This is a genomic window from Agromyces binzhouensis (assembly GCF_004135055.1).
Classification (GTDB): domain Bacteria; phylum Actinomycetota; class Actinomycetes; order Actinomycetales; family Microbacteriaceae; genus Agromyces; species Agromyces binzhouensis.
In genome coordinates this window covers 1-1,758 of record NZ_SDPL01000523.1, presented here as the reverse complement: position 1 = coordinate 1,758, position 1,758 = coordinate 1, and the positions used below count along the sequence as shown (strand labels likewise).

The following is a 1,758-nucleotide window of genomic DNA, read 5'->3' as shown; positions in this document are numbered from 1 at the left end:
TTGGCGTGGGCGTGCGTGTGACCGCCGGCCAGGCCGACCGCAGCAGCGGCGGCCATGCCCGTCGTGGCGGCGAGCAGCTGCCGGCGCGTGAGACCGAGCCTGGTCCCGAGGAGGCGCGCGTCGTGCTCTGCCTGTTCCGTCAGTTCATCCATGATGCTCCCTTGCACTGAACCGTTTCCTGAGATCGGGCTGGAACGCCCGTCAACGCGGCGGGACCGCGCCGGATGCGGAGGTCGACCGTAGCCACTCTTCGCACCGTTGCTCGTGAGTTGGCGTCCACGAACTTTTTCGGACACTACGGCATTTGTCTCTTCGCGGTCAAGCAAAAGAATTCGCTTGGCGCGCGGCTTTTCACGTTCCACGGCAAAAGAACCACGAACGGGGGGTGCCCGCCGGGTGCACGCCGAATGCTGGCGCGCCGGGGGTCCTGCGGGCATGATGGAGCGCGTGGGGAGCCCGACGCGTTCGGCCGAGGCCGCCGCCGGTTCGGGCGATGACGGCGACCGTGCGGCGCGCCGGGTGCAGGGCACCTACTACACGCTCACGCTCGGCAACACCCTCGCCGCGTCGTTCATCTGGGGCATCAACACCCTGTTCCTGCTCGACGCCGGACTGACCAACCTCGAGGCGTTCGCCGCGAACGCGTTCTTCAGCGTCGGCATGTTCGTCTTCGAGATCCCGACCGGCGTGGTCGCCGACACGGTCGGCCGACGCGCGTCGTACCTGCTCGGCACCGTGACCCTCGCGGTCACGACCGTCATGTACTGGATGCTCTGGGTGTGGCAGTCCCCGTTCTGGGCCTGGGCGATCGTCTCGATCCTGCTCGGTCTCGGCTTCACGTTCTTCTCAGGGGCCGTCGACGCCTGGCTCGTCGACGCGCTGCAGGCGACCGGCTACCGCGGCAGCCTCGAGGCGGTGTTCGGCCGTGCCGTGGTCGTCGGCAACGTCGCGATGCTCGGCGGCTCCGTCCTCGGTGGCGTGATCGCCCAGTTGACGAACCTCGGCGTGCCCTTCCTCATCCGCGCCGGCATCCTCATCGTGATGTTCGCGGTCGCCGCGATGCTCATGCGCGACCTCGGATTCACGCCGGAACGCGGGGTCGGACCGATCAAGGCGACCGGCGAGGTCTTCCGCGCCTCGGTCAAGTACGGCTTGGGCCGCAGGCCGGTGCGGTGGCTCATGTTCACGACGCCCTTCACGACCGGCGTCGGCTTCTACGCGTTCTACGCGCTGCAGCCGTACCTGCTCGAACTGTGGGGCGACGAGGGCGCGTACTCGATCGCGGGCCTGGCCGCAGCCCTGCTCTCCGGGGCGGGGATCGTCGGCGGGCTGCTCGCACCGATCGTCCGCCGGCGCTTCCGCAAGCGGACGTCGGTGATCCTCCTCGCCACCGTCCTCAGCACGCTGGTCCTCCTCGCGCTCGGGCTCGTCGCGAACTTCTGGCTCGCGGTCGGGCTCATCGCGCTCTGGGGCATCGCATCGTCGATCGACGATCCGGTGCACCGGGCCTACCTCAACGACATGATCCCGTCGAAGCAGCGCGCCACCGTGCTCTCCTTCGACTCGCTCCTCGGCAGCGCGGGCGGCGCGGTGATCCAGCCCGCGCTCGGTCGCGCCGCCGACCTCGGCGGGTACGGCTTCTCGCTGCTCTGCAGCGGTGCGGTGCAGCTGCTCGCCGCCCCGTTCGTGCTGCTCAGCCGCGCAGAGCACGATCCGGCCGACACCGCGCGACAGGTCGCCGGCGGCGACGGCGACGGC

The 1,758-nt window shown here is 69.7% G+C and carries 1 protein-coding gene; it reads left to right on the top strand.

The window, feature by feature from the left end; all coding sequences use genetic code 11:
- Nucleotides 1–519 precede the first annotated feature (519 nt).
- A partial coding sequence (locus ESO86_RS16360; protein WP_242492424.1) for an MFS transporter occupies nt 520–1,758 on the top strand: 1,239 nt, incomplete at its 3' end.